This is a genomic window from Sabulicella rubraurantiaca (assembly GCF_017355885.1).
In the GTDB taxonomy this organism is placed as follows: Bacteria; Pseudomonadota; Alphaproteobacteria; order Acetobacterales; family Acetobacteraceae; genus Roseococcus; species Roseococcus rubraurantiacus.
On record NZ_JAFEUU010000024.1, the window covers coordinates 26,305 to 41,237 of the forward strand.

Below are 14,933 nucleotides of genomic sequence, written 5' to 3' on the forward strand. Positions count from 1 at the left end.
CTCTACTTATCGCTGTGGGCCATAACAGTCGGCCACGTCACCCACATGTCGGCTGGCGGCTGATGGCATGACGAGCAACGCAAGCGGTCATGCAATGTGGAGAACTCAGCACGAGCACCAACCAGCCTGATGAGGTCCTCACGATTGATCACTCGCTCACGGCCACATGGGCTGCACCGTAGCCCGAGGCCCTCGCCTGGCCGGAGGTAGCTGACGGTGATGCCTCGGACTCGCATACGGAACGAACGTAGAACACGACGGAAGGTGTCGGCAAGGACGGCGGGCTTCTTTAAATACGGTCGGTCAATGCCAAGGCCCTGCTACCTGCCTCTTTGCCCGGCGACTCAAAGGCGTACTGACGCTCCGTCGCTGCGCTGTCCAGCCTGTTCGCAAGAGGGAAGTGGATCTTGCAGACCAGCCCCGTTTCTTCCCAGCGACAGTCGATCTGGCCCATCAACTGATCGCGCACGATGCCATCGATCAAGGTCGAGCCAATGCCATGACGTCCCGGCACAGCGCACGGGGGCGGCCCGCCACATTCGACCCAATCCAGCGCGATCCAGCCTTCGCGCAGCGTCCAGCGCAGCTGTACCCGGCCCTGCGCCGCGGACAGCGCTCCGTATTTCAAGGCGTTTGTCGCCAGTTCATGTAGCACCATAGCCACGGGCTGCACGACGATGGCGGAAAGGAACACCTCAGGGCCTTCAATCGTTACCGCCTCGTCGTTGCCCGCAAGATAGGCGGCGAGTTCGCGCTCAGCGATCCTGCGAAGGGTGGCATGTCCCCAGCCGTGATCGGCGAGGAGACAATGAACGCGCGACAATGCCTGGATCCGCTCGGTGACCGAGCGCTTGAAGCAGGCAGGGTCATCAGATGGTGTGAGCGTGACGAGCCCCTGGACTACGCCGAGCAGGTTCTTGGCGCGGTGGTCCACTTCCTGAGCGAGAAGCAGGCGCGCCTGCTCACCCCGCTCCTTGGAAGCTGCTGCCTCTTTCGCCGCAGCCTCCGTCCTTTTGATCTGGCGCGCCACCTCGGCCATCTCGCGCTTGAGCGCGCGGTTCCAGGCCAGCAGCAGCGCAACCGTCGCCAGGGGAAGCAGGAGAAGGAGACTGGTCATGCCGGGCGATGGCTTTGCGCCAGCCGGACCGCGAGGCTGCCGATTGCCCGCCCATGGCGCAGCAGCCCAAGCGCCGTGCCAATGCTTGCGACCATCGTGACCTGCATGACGCCTGCGTGAAGCCAGTAGGTCCATCCCCCAACGAACAGGGTCACCAGATGCGTCAGATGTCCCAGCCCGCAGCTGAGGATGAACACGAAGAACATCAACAAGACCGAGCGGAATGGCATGATGCCGCCTGCACCCTTCAAGAAGCGCAGGATCGCGAAGGGGATCAGGAAATAGGCGGCTGCGATGCCCAGATTGGTCACGACCTCGTTGAGGATGACCGCGGGCTCGAGAAGGAGGCACACGGCGTGCGGCGCAAGACCACCGCCATAGTGCTGAACCCAGTCATAGGTCAGCGCCGACACCAGCTCCAGCAAAGCCATCTCCATTCAAAAAAATGCAATCCCTGCGGCCATGTGCCGAAGGCGGCATGCCCTCGCAATCCGTAGTCTCCACGATCAAATCGCCCAAAGCTGCGCCCATGCCTTGGCAGAAGGTCATACTCTGTGGGCTGCTCTCAATGCTTAGAGCAGCGACCTTCTGACCGTTCCGCTCCATGGACTAGGCTAGCCCCTCCGTCACACTTAAGCATGGTGCAGCCACTCGCCGGGCGGCAGCACGTTAGGTTGTGGTAGCGAGGGTGCGCACCCTTGGCATGGACGTGCCAGCAACTCGGGGCAGTATCCCCGTGAAGTTTATTCACTCGCAGCCCCACGCAGACGTTGGGGACGCTGGTCGTGCGGTGTCACGGCCGAGCCGCATGGCCGCGACCGCCGCCACTATCTGTTGGCCGTGGCGTCGATACCGATCAGCGAGGGCTTGGTCCGGCCCTAAGGTCCGTTAGCGCCTGAGACAGCCGAGCGTGACGGCGGGGCAGAGGACGCCAAGGAAGGAACGGGCGGTTTCTCGTCGCGGGTGCCACCGGACGCCACTCCTGCAAGTGTGATCAGAGGCGCCAGCAAAGTTCCGGTTGTTGCAGTTCGGCTCCGGGCGGACGACTGGAGCCTCGTCGCGTCCGGTCCGGGTGCCTTAAGGTCGCGTGGTAGGGATCCTCCGATGGCCGGGACCTTCTTCGGGTGGCGGGTGGTCGCGGTATCCTTCGCGGTCGCCTTCCTCTCCTATGGCTGTGCGGTGTATGGGCCCGGCGTGTGGCTGCACGCCCTGGTGCTGGAGCGCGGCTGGTCCGTGGCCTTCGTCTCCGCCTGCATCACGCTGCACTTCCTGGCCGGCGCCGCTGTCGCCTCACGCCTGCCAGCGCTGCATACCCGCCTCGGTGTCGCGACGACGACCCGTTTGGGCCTCGTCGTGCTTGCAGCCGGGTGCGCCGGCTGGGCCTCAGCCTGCGGTGTCGGGCGATGATGGCGCCCTCACGGCCTCCGATCATCAGCGCCGTGCACCAGACCGTGCCAAGCGTGCGTGAGTCGCGCTCCACCACCCCGACCGCGGCAGCAGCGGTGGTCAGGCCTGCACGCCAGCTGCCCGCAGGGCGGCAATGTAGCGGTCCCGGGTCCCCTTATCCTGGAAGGGAGATATCACGTCCTCGAGACTGCGATCCCGCGGCATGATGCTCTGCATGGCCGCTGCGGCCTCGCGAGCCTCCGTCTCTCGGCCGGACAGCATGAGCGCTCCAACCAAAGCACGGTGTCCTGGAAGCCAGTTCGGCGCGCGGCGAACCGAGCGATTGGCCCACTGGACGGCGGCCTCGAGGTCGCCCGCGATCAGATAGGCAAGCGCAACACCCGCAAGCATGAAGGCAATCTCGGGATCCTGCGGGCTGAGGCGCAGGGCGCGCTCAAAGAGTGGGATCGCCATCTCGGGCTGGCACGCATAGACATAGACCCAGGCGCAACTCAGCAAAACCTGGGCTGAGCCGCGGTTCTGCGCGAGAGCCCGCTCCGCCGCTGCGACGCCTGCTGCATGATCGCGGGCAAGATGAGTGACGGCGAGTGCCGCGAGCCGGAGGACACTTGGGTCGTCCTGGTCAAGGCTGAGAAGGCCCTTTGCCCAGGCTGCGCCTTCGGCCCATTCCTCGGGTCCGGACCAGCCCTGTGCTTTCCGCACCACCCGGTGACCGGCGCTGGAGGCTTTGGCCAATGCGAAATCCGGGTCAAGTTCGACCGCTTGGCGGAAGAGGGAGAGTGCAGCATCGCTGTCTTGGCGCGTCAAACGGTATGCCCGGCTGAGGCCGCGCAGGTAAAGGTCGTAGGCGTCGAGGCTCTCAGTGGGCTTGGCGGCGGACCGGCCAATCTCAGCGGCCTGGAGGCTTGGCTCCATCGCGCCCGCTACGGCCTCGGCCACCCGGTCCTGAAGGGCGAAAATGTCCTCACGCGTGCCCTCGAAGCGGTCCGCCCAGAGGTGGTGGCCCGTCCCGGTCTCGGTCAGCTGGATGGCGATACGGACGTGCTCGCCGGCCCTGCGGACACTGCCTTCCAGCACATAGCGTACGCCAAGCTCCCGTCCCACTTGGCGCACATCCACCGCGCGACCCTTGTAGGTGAAAGCGGAGTTCCGGGCGATGACGAAGAACCAGCGCAACCTGCTCAGCGCTGTCGTCAGTTCCTCCGTGATGCCGTCCGCGAAGTACTCCTGCTCAGGGTCACCGCTCAGATTGGTGAATGGCAGGACGACGAGAGAAGCGAGGTCCGGTGGGATCAGGGGGTGAGGCGCAGCCTCACTCAAGGTCAGGCGGTCAAGCGAAGGGGGCTTCTCCGCATCCCTGGCCTTCGTTGAAGCATAGGCATCCTGCGTCACTTCGGCTTCGAGCAGGTATCCGCGTTTTGGTATGGTGCGGAGCAACCGCCCATCGTCGCTGAGCGCCCGGCGGATCTCGGCGACGCAGCCCGTGATGTTGTCGTCCACCACAGACACCCCCGGCCAGACCGCCGCGAGCAACTCCTCGCGTGTGACCAGCCGGTTTGCATTTGCCAGGAGGTGCCGCAGCACATCGAAGCACTTCGGCCGAAGAGCGATCTCCCCGCCGGAGCCGTCGAGCAGGACCGTGCGGCGCAGGTCCAGGGTGAAGCCTGCGAAGCGGAACGCGGCGGGGCCCTTCGTCTCACCCATGGCCGGCTCTCCGAACATCTTCCTCGGGAGGGTAGGCGCAGCAGGAACGCGGGTGCAGCGAAATTGTATCCCTCTCTCACCAGAGTTGTAGGCGCCTCTCAGGACTCGGTTCGGCCCACCGGGGTATCATCGCGACACCGATGCGGGATGGCATGGGGGAGTGTCCGGATGGTCCGGAGTGTGCCGGCCAGCCTCGCAAGGGAGGCTCAAAATGTCCGCCTTTCAGAACACTCTCGCCTTGGTCGCCGGCGCTGCGGCTCTTCTTGGCTCCGGCACGGCAGGCGCGCAGTCCTGCCCATGCTTGAACCGCGGGGCCGAGGACACGAGCATCGACTACGGTCGGGCCGCGCCCAACAACACCGTCGGCGGCGGCAACCTGATCGCCCGTTTCGAGGAGGAAAACCACACCTCGACCTACCTCGACCCGCAGTATGAACAGCGGGCGCAGAGCCGCGTGGTCGCCTTCGTCTTTACGACGGGCGACGGCCGGGCAGAGGTGGTCTGGGTGCCTGTGGGCACGCTGCCCAGCAGGCTGGTCATGCTGGGCGGTGACGGCAGCCTGCCGCAGCCGCGCATCCGTCAGCAGCGCCTCGCCAGCCGGTGAACAAGACAACCGGGGCCGCGCTATCACGAAGCGAGCCCGGCACCCCCGTCTCGGCGAGAATTGAACGGGCGACTACCAGCCGGCGGAGTTTGTACGTTTGGCCCTGTCTTTCGAATGCCTGCGCCCCCTGTTGACTTGTCCGGCGGACCATAAGGCGTCGAACAAATACAGATCCGTGTCGGACGATAGCTTGCGGACGTCCGTCGTTGGCGCCTAGCCGGCGGCCCTCCCGCGGTCGCTCAGAGAGTAGAGAGTCATGGGCACGAGGGCCTGGGCCGCCGTTTTGCTACTGGTTGGCCGCCGCGGAGACCGGAACTGCGCGCAACGCGGTCTCGCTGACAAGAGTCCTGATGCAGCTTCCCGACTCGGTGGCCGCCTCGGCTCGGTCGGGCGTATCACCCATCCCTTCGGCCACCGCCGCCAGGGCCCGACACAGCATTGCAAGGCGCGATGACGCCCTTTCCCGCGCGGCAGGCGGCTCGCCCAGCGTAAACTGAGCCGCGCCGTCTCCCATCGCGATGGCGGCCGCAAAGCGCGGCCCATTCGCGCCGAGTAGACCCAGGGCGGGCTCCCGGACCACGTCCAGCATCGCCTGGGCGCCGGGGCCGTAGCCGATCGCCACCGCCATCCCCGCTCCCATCGTACGCGTCATCGCATCCAGCGCGTCCAGGGCGCCCGCGATGATGCGGTCATGCGCAGCGCCGCAAGTAGCCGGGACGAGTTCGACCACCGCCGCGTGTTCCGACAGCAGCGCCGAGATCAGGAGGTGGCGTGCCGCGCTGCGGGGCTGCCCCACGGTCATCAGCACCACGGTGCCGTCGCCCGTCTGCCAGGACACCGGCAGGCTGAGCATCATGCCGCCGCGGCACGGTTGCAGGGCCTCTGGCGCAACCTGGAGGTAATGAAAGGTCGTATATTCGCCGGCCGGAGCCGGGGACGCGGCCATGCTTGCGGCGAAGACCGCCGCGGCAAGACGAGACGCCATCATCGAACTTCTCCTTCGGCTGAAGAATCGCGAGCCTGTGGGGCACGAGCAACTCCAGTGAGCAGGGCACTGCCAACGGCGCCGGCCACCGCAATTCCGAGGATGGGGATCATGTGCTCTGACGCGACCCTGAGTCCGATCGCGAGCACCGGTGGCGCGGCAAGCAGCGCGATGCCACGGCTGGTGTAGAGCACGCCGAGCACCCCGCCGACCGAGCGTGTGCCGAAGGCGTCGGCGATGAACGCCGGAAGCAATGCGATGAAACCGCCATGCAGCGCGCCAAAGATCAACGCGAAGGCCTGAAGCGTCGCAAGCTGATCGCCGAGCGCCCAAAGCACCATGGAAGCGGCGAGGCCCAAGCAGCAGCCCAGGAAGGTGCCGCGCCGTCCAACCGCGTCGGCCAGCGCCGCCAGCATGAAGCGTCCAGCGATGGAGCCGAGGCCGATCAGGCTGAGCAGCGCCAACGCCTCAAGTCGACTGATGCCGAGGCTACGCGCAGTCTCGACCAGCATCACGTACGGGAGCGTGACCGTGGAGGAGACGAGCAGCGTCCCAAGATAGGCAAGGCCGAAGGCGCGACTGCGAAAGGTCATCCCGCCCCGCTGCCTCGATTGCGCCCGCAGGAACTGGAGCGACGATCCCCCCGCAGTCGGGCCGAAGCAGACAGGCAAGGGAAACAGCAGCATCGCCCCGGCCAGCCCGACCAGGAGCGCCGTGATTCCACAGATCGCGAAAGCGACGCGCCAGTCTCCAAGCAGAGCCAGTACTTCCGCCGCTGGCGCCACCAGGACCGTGCCGACGCCCACTCCGCTGACTGCGATCCCTGAGGCGAGACCGCGATGCGCATCGAACCAGCGCTGCACGGCGGCGATCGCCGGGACATAGGCGAAGCCGGTGCCCATACCGATGAGCAGTCCGTAGCCGATATAGACCTCGATCAGGGTGGTGGCCGCCGCTGCGACCATCAAGCCGGTCCCGACCAGGACCATCCCCGCCGCCGCCAGCACGCGTGCCCCGATCCGGTCAGCAAGCGGGCCAGTCAGCGCGCTGATGAAGAAGCAGGAACCCCCGCTCAGCGCAAAGACGATGGAAACTGACGACCGCTCGGCGCCAAACGTGGCGCCGATCTCCTCCGCGAAAGCGGCATAGGAGTAGATTGCGCCATAGCCAACCATCACGACCAGGAAGGCGCCTCCCACGACCAGCCACCCGCGAAACGGCGTGGCGTTCGTGAACTGGACGGCGAGAGACGGCACAAGCGTGACCGCGGCCTCATCGGCGTGGCGGACAGGGCGCGCGTGGAAGGCGTGACCCATTACTGGCGCTTCCGGCGTCACGGGCGACGCGCCGCGAGAGACGCGGCGAAGAAAGTGGCGACCTCGGTCGCCGCGAGTTCCACAACTTCCGGCCAATGGACCACAGCGAGCATCAGCCCAGGCCTGCCCGACCAGGGCAGTTTGACCCTCTCATGCGGCCCGTGCGGCGCCAGATCCCATGCATAACCCGCCCCGGCGATCTCCCTGCGGCGCACCGGCGCGGAGCGGCCGAGATGTCCGGCCAGAGCGCTACATTCGGTGGGCCGGTTGGACGGATCCGCGTCGCCATGCATCAGGAGGATTGGCGCGCGGGGACGAATGCCCTCGCTCCCCACCGTGGCCGCCAGCGGAGCGCATCCAGGGTAAAGCAGCGCCACGCCGGCGATGCGCCCACCATGGACCTGGCCGACTGCGGCACGCAGGGCGGCCTGCCCGCTGGCTCCAAAGGCAAGTAGGCCTATGGGCACGTTCGCGAAGCGTGGGTCCTGGGCTGCGAGGCCCAAGACCGTCGTCAGGCGCGCCTGCACCTCTGCGTGGTCCTCGACCACGGGCATCGCTCCAAGGCCATCAGCGAAATTCCCAAGCAATTCCACGTGAAGCACCGCGATGCCGGCCGCGGTGACTTGGTCGCCATAGTGCCAGCCGCGGGAGTCAATGCCTGTCGCGTCCTGCAAGGCGATGACCAAGGGAGTCGGCGCAGAATGCGCCGCGCCATCGGGCAGCCAAAGGATCCCCATGTCGTCGAGGCCAACAGCCTCGCTCTCACTCGGCGTGGCGAGCCCGACACCGCCTATGGCATTGAGAAGGACGCCAAGCCAAATGGCCCTGCCAAGCGATCTCCCCTTGCGCCGGATTGCCACCGTCCGGGCCCTTCACGCCCGTGGGCTCTGTGCGATGGTGCGGATGTCTCGCCGGACCCGCCCCATGATTGTTAACGCACCCCCCCTGAACCGGGCAAGGTACGCCCGTGCCACCGCAGCAACATAGGCACGGCCTGCGGCTTCAATCGCCAAGGAATCGCCCTGGAGTGCCGCGGCGCGCAGGCGACTTTCCAGAATTTCTACGGTGGCAAACGCCTCCGCCGCAGGCAATCCTTTCCTCGCGTGCTCGCCCGCAACGGGCTGCGGCTTGGGGTTGTGGGTGGACGCTCGCATCATCGGCTGTGCTCCGGTCTCCACGAAGCCTTGCACGCACGGTTGTCCGGCAGCGGAACGAAAGAGGAGATGTCCGGAGCTTTCCTGCCAAATTTGTCCAAGTTCTGCGGAATTCGTCTATTGTCCCCCCTGCAGTCGAGGAGTGCCCGCAGCTACGGGAGGTTCCGCCATGTTGGTTCCGACGCTCTCTTTCGATTTCGACCAATTGTCGCTGTTCAACGTCGTCCGCGTGTCCGATCCATCGGACCTCGATACGCGCTCGCGTGTGAGCGACCGCCTTCCGGGATCGAGCCGCGACTATCGCTATCAGTTGCTGGACCGCACACTCTGGCGCATGCGATGCAACACGCCAATCCTCAGCGTCGCTATTCGTAGCGCGGGCCCGATCCTGGCCAGTTTCGGCGAGAACCGCTTCGCGACGGAAGTCTCGGTCAGAGACGACAAATGCGACGTTTTCGGCTTCAGCACACCGTTGCAAGGCAGCATGGCTCTGATCCGGCGCGGTGACCCGGCAACGGCGACTTCTTCCAGCGGCCTCGCCTACCGCCTCGGCCCGGATGCTCGGCTTGTGACGAGCGACGGAAGCAAGCGAACAAACGTTTTCATCAAGGTTGCAACGGTCGAGGAGGTGCTGGAGCAGATGCTCGGCAAACGGCTTCGCACGCCGCTTGAGTTCGAGCCAACGGTGGATTGGAGCAAGGGATTGGCCGCCAGTTTGAAGGCCCAGCTCGACTTCATCCTAAATGAGTTCGCGCGACCGGACGGCATCGCCGGGAACGCTGTCGCGCTCGCCTCTACGACCGACCTGCTGATGACGCTAATCCTGCGCGGCTTGCCCCACAATCATACCGGTCAGCTTGCGCTCGAGCCCGGCTATGCGGTGCCGGCCTATGTCCAGCGTGCAGAGGATTTCATGCGCGCACACGCCGCATGCCCCATCCACCTCACCGACGTGGCTGCCGCTGCGGGATGCAGCGTCCGCACGCTTGGCGTCGTGTTCCAGCGCTTCCGTGGTCAGACGCCGCTGACGGCGCTGCATGCGTTCCGGTTGGAGCAGGTGTATGCCGAACTGCGCCGAGGCACTGACGCGAAGACCATCGGCGTCATCGCGCGCCGCTATGGCTTCACGAATGCATCTCGGTTCACCGTCGCGTTTCGTCGCCGTTTCGGCGAAACGCCGTTGGAGCTGCTGAGGCGCTCTTCCGACCCGTAATCTGGAGTGCACCCCATCAAACCAGATGAGGTGGATGGCTCCCGCATACGGCATCAGAGTGCCAGGGTGGGCCGCTGTCAGGCGAACCCGAGCAAGGAGCCATCCACCATGGAAGTGGCAACGGTCGGCCTGGATTTGGCCAAGCATGTGTTTCAGGTTCATGCCGTGGACGCGTCGGGGGTGGTGCTCCTCCGCAAGTCATTACGGCGCTCGCAGGTGCTGCCCTTCTTCGCCAGCCTACCGCGTTGCCTGGTGGGCATGGAGGCTTGCGGCACGTCGCACCACTGGGCCCGGGAACTGATCGGCCTCGGGCACGAGGTTCGGCTGATGCCACCTGCCTACGTGAAGCCCTACGTGAAGCGAGGCAAGACCGATGCCGCCGACGCCGAGGCGATCTGCGAGGCGGTCAGCCGGCCCACCATGCGCTTCGTGCCAGTGAAATCGCGTGAGCAGCAGGCGGCGCTGTCGATGCATCGCACCCGCGACTTGTTGGTCAAGCAGCGGACGCAGCTGGTCAACATGATGCGCGGCTTGTTGGCCGAGTTCGGCATCATCATGCCGGACGGGCTCGAGCAGGCCCTGGTGACGGCGCGCCAGCTCGTCGACGGCGAAGTCCCTGACGTCCCGCCGGCGGCCGTCACGATAGTCGGCGTTCTGTCGCAGCAGGCGCTCGACACTGATGTCCGGCTGCGGGAGATCGATCGTGCGCTGGCTGCGATGCAGCGGGCCGACGATGCGGCACAACGCCTCGCCACGCTTCCAGGCATCGGTCCTGTTGCCGCCACGGCGCTGGCCGCCTCTGTCACCGACCCGGGGCAGTTCCGCTCGGCCCGGCAGTTTGCAGCGTGGCTTGGGTTGACACCCCTGCAGAACTCCAGCGGCGGCAAGGAAAGGCTCGGTCGGATCAGCAAGATGGGCGACCGGTACCTGCGCAAGCTCCTCGTGATCGGTGCGACATCCTTGATCCGACGGGCGCGTCAGACGACCGACGCCATGGGGCGGCGCCTGGCCGATCTGCTGGCACGAAAGCCGGTGCGACTGGCCACGGTGGCCCTGGCCAACAAGATGGCGCGGATCGTTTGGGCCGTTCTCACGCGTGGTGGGACCTACCAGAAGCTCCAGACGCCAGCTCTCATGGCCTAGGCCGCCGTTCGGGATCAGCTGAGGATCGGCTGGAGGAGGTTGCGGGGAGTGATGGCGAAACCGGTCAGACCGGGAACAGGGACAACCCGCCGGATGTCCAAGGCGTCAGAGCCTGAAAACCAGATTGGGACCTTGTTCGCGGACTCCATCAGGGCCAGCAGTCTTTTGCCGACTGCAACAACAGGCCGGACAGAGGACTGCACCCGACCATGATCGCCGGATCAGCAAATCGCACTTGCAACGTGGGAGCCATCCACAGAGTTCGATACATTGGGCTGTTAACCTTGTAACAACTTCATGGATCACCGGACTGGGGTCCCATCCCACAAATTGCCAACACCCCGGCTGGAAAAAGACCAGGAAATGATAGCGAATTAAATAATTCATCATCATAAGAAGTCATTCTTCAAGTTCGGACCCAAGGCTTATCGATGACATATGGCATAGCAGACCACGGACATTGACCCCTGTCAGTTCAATCATAATTGGGGAATGAGAGTTTGCGGCCTTGCCTCGAATGACTTGAACAACACGGGCCGCATTCTGCGTAGGAGTGATTTCCATGTCAGATCATGAAGCTGAATCCAAATCCCGGCCGCGCGGGCGCGAGGCGGGACACGAAGGCCCACAAGCCGCCGACCGAGTGATGGCTGGACTTGGTGAGATGAGCGTCGGTCAGTTGCGCCAGATCATCAGCACGGCCGAAGGCTTGATCCAGCGGAAGAGCGAGGACGAGAAAAGATCCCTGAAGGAGGAGATCGAACGCCGGGCTGCCGATCTGGGCATCAGCCTTCGCGATCTCTTTGGCGAGCCCGTCCAGGCGGCCGGCCGCGGCCGCGGCCGGCCAGCCAGGAAAGCCGGACATGAGGGGCCTGCGCCGAAGTACCGGGGGCAGAACGAGGAGCTTTGGAGCGGTCGTGGCCGCATGCCGCGATGGCTTCAGGCTGCCCAGGCCAATGGCAAGTCCAAGGACGATTTCCTGATCAAATAGCGGTCGTTCGGGACCTAGTGTCCTGACCGCTAAATATCTGGTCACTTCTACTTGGCTGTGACTCGCTGCGGCTGACAGCGGAGGACGGCGATGGCGGCGCCGAAGGCGGTTCGGATCGAGTTGTCGGCGGCTGAGCGCGCGGAGTTGGAGGCACGTCTGCGCCGCCGGAAGGTGGCGCGCGGCGACGCGCTGCGGGCGCAGATCGTGCTGCTCGCCGCGGAGGAGCTGAGCAACTTGGCGATTGTGGAGCGGCTCGGTGTCGCCCGCATGACGGTGGCAACCTGGCGGCGCCGTTTCGCGGAGGAGCGCCTCGACGGACTGGCCGACGAGCCGCGCCCCGGCGCGCCACGGACTGTCAGCGACGAGAAGGTGGCCGAGGTGGTGACAGCGACGCTGGAGAGCCTGCCGGCGGGCCGAACACATTGGAGTTCGCGCGGCATGGCCAAGGCCGCTGGACTAGCGCCGTCCACGGTGCAGCGCATCTGGAAGGCGTTCTCGCTCCAGCCGCATCGGGTGGAGACTTTCAAGCTCTCAACCGATCCGCGCTTTGTCGAGAAGGTGCGCGACATCGTCGGACTCTACCTCAGCCCGCCTGAGCGTGCCCTCGTCCTGTGCGTCGACGAGAAGAGCCAGATCCAGGCTCTCGACCGCACTCAACCGCTGCTGCCGCTGCGTCCCGGCCAAGTCGAGCGGCGCACCCACGATGGCAAGCGTTGCGGCACAACCTCGCTGTTCGCCGCGCTCGACATCAAAGCTGGCACCGTCATCGGCAAGTGCATGGCACGGCACCGGGCGGCCGAGTTTCGACGCTTTCTCGATACCGTCGAGACCCGCGTGCCGGCAGATCTTGATGTTCACGTGGTCATGGACAACGCCGCGAGCCACAAGACAAAGCTCATCCGCGACTGGTTCGCCAAGCGGCCTCGCTGGCACGTTCACTACACCCCGACCTCGGCCTCCTGGATCAATCAGGTCGAGCGGTTCTTCGCGCTGCTGACCGACGACGCCATCCGGCGGAGTGCCCACCGCTCCACGGCGGAGCTTGAAGCCGCGATCAAGGGCTACATCGACGCCCACAACGCCGACCCCAAACCTTTTGCCTGGACAAAAAGCGCCGATGACATCCTCGCCGCCGTCCAGCGCTTCTGTCAGCGCACCGTCACCGTCCAGGCAAAGTGCCTGGGAACTTCAGAATCGGGACACTAGGTCTCCAGGCCCATCTCGCTTGATTCGTCGGCTGGTCGTGCAGGCCTCCCCAGATCCGCTCCTTGTCACGATTTTCCCTAGGAGCTGAGCGGTAGGCACGGATCTCCATCTCCACCTACCAAGCAGATATCCACCGTCCGGCGATGGGACGCGCCGTCGCCGTATGATGGGCGGGCGAGAGACGGGACTTCCGATCGGTCAATTGAGTCTGTCACGCTTCGGGTCAAGCGCCCGCGATTGAGTACAGGTGCCCAAAAGCGTTGCTCGATTCGACGTTTCCGATGAGCCGCTTTCGCCGGGGGTCCGACGATTGACCATAAAGCCTGCTTCCAGCTGAACAGGCCGCTCAGCTCGCAGCAACGCCACGCAAGATCACTTCACGCGGCGAGGCCTCTGGCGCGCAGCCCGGCGGCCACGTGGTCCACGAAAGCGCGCACCTTCGGGGCCATGAGCCGGTTGGTCGGATAGACGGCGAAGATGCCGCTCGATGGGGTCTCCGCATCCGGCAGTACGCGCTGCAGCAGGCCGGCGGCCAGCGCATCGGTCACCGACCAGTCCGGCACCGCCGCCAGCCCGACCCCAGCCAGCGCCGCCGCCCGGAGCGACTCCGTGTTGTCGGTGAGCAGCACTGGCCGCACGGCCACCGCCGCTCCCCCTAGCCGCCAAGTGTCCCGCCACGACAAGGGCGCGAAGCCCACGCAGCGATGCCGCGCCACTTCGGATGGTGTGACCGGCTCCCCCTGCTGCGCCAGATAGCCCGGCGAGGCGACGATGATGACGCGCGAGGTGGCCAGGCGGCGCACCACCAGCCCGGGCGCCGGCTCCTCCACAACGCGGATCGCGAGGTCGAACCCGTCCTCCACCAGCCGCACGGCGCCTGCCGCCTCAGAGAGTTCGATCTCGATGGCCGGGTGGGCTGCCAGGAAGCTGGCGAGGCCGGGAACCAGATGCCGCGCCGCGAAGCACTCCGGCGCCGCCACACGAAGGCGCCCCACCGGCGTCTCCTGCAGCGACTGCGCCTCCAGCCGCGCTGCTGCGGCCTCATCCAGCAGCTTGCGGCAGCGCGCGTAGAAGACCCGGCCCACCTCGGTCGGCTGCACGCGGCGCGTGCCGCGATCCAGCAGCCGCACGCCGAGCCGCTCCTCCAGCGCGCGCACCGCTTCGCTCACGGAAGATTTCGCCGTCTGAAGCCGCTCCGCCGCAGCGGTGACGCTGCCTGCCTCCACCACGCAGACAAAAGCCTCGATGCCTGCGAAAGCTGCCATGGCAGCATTGTTCGTGCTGGCGAACGCCCTGTCCAGAAGCACCGCCTGTCGCGTCCCCAAAGGCCGGCGCAACTTCCCGCCCGAGGCGCGAGGGGCGCCGATGCGAAAAGGGAGGAAACGATGTCCGATACGATGGCACGCGCGGAGAACGGCACCTTGGCCCCGGAGGAGGGCGAAGTGCTCGACGTGTTCGGAGCCCGCTTGGTGGTGAAGGCGTATCCCGCCACTGCGGGCTTCCTGCTGGCCGAGCACGTCGTGCCGCCTGGCTTCCTCGTGCCGCCTCACGTTCATCAGGGCGAGGACGAGGTGTTTTTCATGCTGGAGGGCGAGCTGACCCTGCTCGACGGCGGCGGAGCGCGGCGCATCGGCCCTGGATGCACGGCGCAGCTTCCGGCCGGCTTGCTCCATGGCTTCCGCAACGACACGGGCGCGCCGGTCCGCTTTCTTGTGGCGTTGCGCCCCGGATTGCAGGGGATCGAGATGTTCCGCCATTTCGACCGCGCTGGCCGCGCCGCCCCTCGTGGCCTGACCTCACCCGAGATCGTCGCGATCTGCGCGCAGTACGGCGTGACCACGGGCTGAGTTGGCGGGACTGAAGTCGCGGCTCAAACCCCAATCAGCTCGTGAAGGCTTCCGGCCGGGCGGCCGGGAGCCACTCTGTTCTGCGTCAGCGCCGCTTCGTCGTCAGTTGTCCTGGGCGCCTTGCGCTGTGTCAATCGGTGTTGCCCCAGCACCGCGCAGGCCCTGCGCTCCGACACGCCAAGCTCGCGCATGACATGCTCCACGCAGGCCCGCCGCCGGGTGGGGCTCACCAGTTTCCCGAGGCGG

Annotated in this window: 14 protein-coding genes and 1 pseudogene; 7 read left to right on the forward strand and 8 right to left on the reverse strand. The window is 65.9% G+C overall.

The features are described from left to right. Nucleotides 1–289: 289 nt before the first annotated feature. Nucleotides 290–1,117, reverse strand: a complete 828-nt coding sequence (locus tag JTJ31_RS22650) for an HWE histidine kinase domain-containing protein (RefSeq protein WP_207541016.1) — start codon at nucleotides 1,115–1,117, stop codon at nucleotides 290–292. Further along, nucleotides 1,114–1,542, reverse strand: coding sequence for a hypothetical protein (locus JTJ31_RS22655; RefSeq protein WP_207541017.1), 429 nt, complete (start codon nucleotides 1,540–1,542; stop codon nucleotides 1,114–1,116). Before JTJ31_RS22655 ends, JTJ31_RS22650 begins: the two co-directional genes overlap by 4 nt. 679 nt (nucleotides 1,543–2,221) lie before the next feature. On the opposite strand from JTJ31_RS22655, the gene JTJ31_RS22660 reads away from it, so the two are divergent. Next, the gene (locus JTJ31_RS22660) at nucleotides 2,222–2,524 is read left to right on the forward strand and encodes a hypothetical protein (protein WP_207541018.1); all 303 of its coding nucleotides are present in this window, start codon (nucleotides 2,222–2,224) and stop codon (nucleotides 2,522–2,524) included. 99 nt (nucleotides 2,525–2,623) lie between these two features. Here JTJ31_RS22660 and JTJ31_RS22665 read toward each other — a convergent pair whose 3' ends face one another. Beyond that, the gene (locus tag JTJ31_RS22665; RefSeq protein ID WP_207541019.1) at nucleotides 2,624–4,228 is read right to left on the reverse strand and encodes a winged helix-turn-helix domain-containing protein; all 1,605 of its coding nucleotides are present in this window, start codon (nucleotides 4,226–4,228) and stop codon (nucleotides 2,624–2,626) included. A 211-nt stretch (nucleotides 4,229–4,439) separates the two neighbouring features. Between JTJ31_RS22665 and JTJ31_RS22670 the strand changes: the two genes are divergently transcribed. After that, nucleotides 4,440–4,832 carry a hypothetical protein gene (locus tag JTJ31_RS22670; RefSeq protein ID WP_207541020.1) on the forward strand — a complete coding sequence of 131 codons (393 nt, stop codon included), beginning with the start codon at nucleotides 4,440–4,442 and terminating at the stop codon, nucleotides 4,830–4,832. A gap of 286 nt (nucleotides 4,833–5,118) precedes the next feature. Here JTJ31_RS22670 and JTJ31_RS22675 read toward each other — a convergent pair whose 3' ends face one another. The 3 genes from JTJ31_RS22675 to JTJ31_RS22685 are packed head-to-tail and all read right to left on the reverse strand — an operon-like array spanning nucleotide 5,119 to nucleotide 7,870. Then, entirely contained in the window at nucleotides 5,119–5,817 is a 699-nt protein-coding gene (locus JTJ31_RS22675; RefSeq protein ID WP_207541021.1) for a hypothetical protein, read from the reverse strand. Further along, a complete protein-coding gene (locus JTJ31_RS22680; protein WP_207541022.1) occupies nucleotides 5,817–7,133 on the reverse strand; it encodes an MFS transporter in 1,317 nt (438 codons plus the stop codon). The genes JTJ31_RS22675 and JTJ31_RS22680 overlap by 1 nt, the downstream gene beginning before the upstream one ends. A 17-nt stretch (nucleotides 7,134–7,150) precedes the next feature. Then, on the reverse strand, nucleotides 7,151–7,870 hold the full coding sequence (locus JTJ31_RS22685; protein WP_207541023.1) for a dienelactone hydrolase family protein: 720 nt from the start codon (nucleotides 7,868–7,870) through the stop codon (nucleotides 7,151–7,153). Between the two features lie 586 nt (nucleotides 7,871–8,456). On the opposite strand from JTJ31_RS22685, the gene JTJ31_RS22690 reads away from it, so the two are divergent. From JTJ31_RS22690 to JTJ31_RS22705, 4 genes are all read left to right on the forward strand, one after another. Further along, nucleotides 8,457–9,500 (forward strand): AraC family transcriptional regulator, encoded by a 1,044-nt coding sequence (locus tag JTJ31_RS22690; protein ID WP_207541024.1) that lies wholly within the window; start codon nucleotides 8,457–8,459, stop codon nucleotides 9,498–9,500. Nucleotides 9,501–9,608: 108 nt separating this feature from the next. Beyond that, nucleotides 9,609–10,643, forward strand: coding sequence for an IS110 family RNA-guided transposase (locus tag JTJ31_RS22695; RefSeq protein ID WP_207541025.1), 1,035 nt, complete (start codon nucleotides 9,609–9,611; stop codon nucleotides 10,641–10,643). Between the two features lie 562 nt (nucleotides 10,644–11,205). Further along, nucleotides 11,206–11,634, forward strand: a complete 429-nt coding sequence (locus JTJ31_RS22700) for an H-NS histone family protein (protein WP_207541026.1) — start codon at nucleotides 11,206–11,208, stop codon at nucleotides 11,632–11,634. A 90-nt stretch (nucleotides 11,635–11,724) separates the two neighbouring features. After that, nucleotides 11,725–12,840 (forward strand): IS630 family transposase, encoded by a 1,116-nt coding sequence (locus JTJ31_RS22705; protein WP_207541027.1) that lies wholly within the window; start codon nucleotides 11,725–11,727, stop codon nucleotides 12,838–12,840. Between the two features lie 377 nt (nucleotides 12,841–13,217). On the opposite strand, the gene JTJ31_RS22710 is transcribed toward JTJ31_RS22705, so the two are convergent. Beyond that, nucleotides 13,218–14,105: a LysR family transcriptional regulator gene (locus tag JTJ31_RS22710; RefSeq protein WP_207541028.1), complete on the reverse strand. Its 888-nt coding sequence runs from the start codon at nucleotides 14,103–14,105 to the stop codon at nucleotides 13,218–13,220. 120 nt (nucleotides 14,106–14,225) lie between these two features. On the opposite strand from JTJ31_RS22710, the gene JTJ31_RS22715 reads away from it, so the two are divergent. Then, nucleotides 14,226–14,687 (forward strand): cupin domain-containing protein, encoded by a 462-nt coding sequence (locus tag JTJ31_RS22715; RefSeq protein ID WP_207541029.1) that lies wholly within the window; start codon nucleotides 14,226–14,228, stop codon nucleotides 14,685–14,687. Between the two features lie 50 nt (nucleotides 14,688–14,737). Here the strand turns inward: JTJ31_RS22715 and JTJ31_RS22720 are convergent. After that, nucleotides 14,738–14,933: pseudogene (locus JTJ31_RS22720) on the reverse strand (IS3 family transposase); the annotation flags it as partial.

What these genes read in the sequence shown, in the direction of transcription:
- JTJ31_RS22675 (WP_207541021.1), bottom strand. Translation starts at nt 5,817, where the DNA reads ATGGCGTCTCGTCTTGCCGCGGCGGTCTTCGCCGCAAGCATGGCCGCG.
- JTJ31_RS22680 (WP_207541022.1), bottom strand. Translation starts at nt 7,133, where the DNA reads ATGGGTCACGCCTTCCACGCGCGCCCTGTCCGCCACGCCGATGAGGCC.
- JTJ31_RS22695 (WP_207541025.1), top strand. Translation starts at nt 9,609, where the DNA reads ATGGAAGTGGCAACGGTCGGCCTGGATTTGGCCAAGCATGTGTTTCAG.
- JTJ31_RS22705 (WP_207541027.1), top strand. Translation starts at nt 11,725, where the DNA reads ATGGCGGCGCCGAAGGCGGTTCGGATCGAGTTGTCGGCGGCTGAGCGC.
- JTJ31_RS22710 (WP_207541028.1), bottom strand. Translation starts at nt 14,105, where the DNA reads ATGGCAGCTTTCGCAGGCATCGAGGCTTTTGTCTGCGTGGTGGAGGCA.
- JTJ31_RS22660 (WP_207541018.1), top strand. Translation starts at nt 2,222, where the DNA reads ATGGCCGGGACCTTCTTCGGGTGGCGGGTGGTCGCGGTATCCTTCGCG.
- JTJ31_RS22700 (WP_207541026.1), top strand. Translation starts at nt 11,206, where the DNA reads ATGTCAGATCATGAAGCTGAATCCAAATCCCGGCCGCGCGGGCGCGAG.
- JTJ31_RS22685 (WP_207541023.1), bottom strand. Translation starts at nt 7,870, where the DNA reads ATGGGGATCCTTTGGCTGCCCGATGGCGCGGCGCATTCTGCGCCGACT.
- JTJ31_RS22670 (WP_207541020.1), top strand. Translation starts at nt 4,440, where the DNA reads ATGTCCGCCTTTCAGAACACTCTCGCCTTGGTCGCCGGCGCTGCGGCT.
- JTJ31_RS22650 (WP_207541016.1), bottom strand. Translation starts at nt 1,117, where the DNA reads ATGACCAGTCTCCTTCTCCTGCTTCCCCTGGCGACGGTTGCGCTGCTG.
- JTJ31_RS22715 (WP_207541029.1), top strand. Translation starts at nt 14,226, where the DNA reads ATGTCCGATACGATGGCACGCGCGGAGAACGGCACCTTGGCCCCGGAG.
- JTJ31_RS22690 (WP_207541024.1), top strand. Translation starts at nt 8,457, where the DNA reads ATGTTGGTTCCGACGCTCTCTTTCGATTTCGACCAATTGTCGCTGTTC.
- JTJ31_RS22665 (WP_207541019.1), bottom strand. Translation starts at nt 4,228, where the DNA reads ATGGGTGAGACGAAGGGCCCCGCCGCGTTCCGCTTCGCAGGCTTCACC.